Raw genomic sequence first — 217 nt, 5'->3', positions numbered from 1 at the left:
GGGCCAGTGCGCTCGACTTGCATGTATTAGGCACACCGCCGGCGTTCATCCTGAGCCAGGATCAAACTCTCATATAAAATATAAGAACTTGAATAGCTCTAAATCAAATTAATTAAGCGAATTGACTTCGCAAATGTTTTGCTTCAAATCACCGAAGTGATTGAAGACCCTACACATTTAGTTCGTCAAAAACTTTGTTCAGTTTTCAAAGGTCTAC

General features: G+C 40.1%; 1 rRNA gene. It reads right to left on the bottom strand.

Annotated features, from left to right (window positions below):
• Positions 1-77: ribosomal RNA gene (locus FD34_RS01300) — 16S ribosomal RNA — on the bottom strand; the annotation flags it as partial.
• Positions 78-217 lie beyond the last annotated feature (140 nt).

The sequence above is a fragment of the Limosilactobacillus pontis DSM 8475 genome, assembly GCF_001435345.1.
GTDB classification, from domain to species: domain Bacteria; phylum Bacillota; class Bacilli; order Lactobacillales; family Lactobacillaceae; genus Limosilactobacillus; species Limosilactobacillus pontis.
This window is presented reverse-complemented; position numbering and strand designations above follow the sequence as displayed.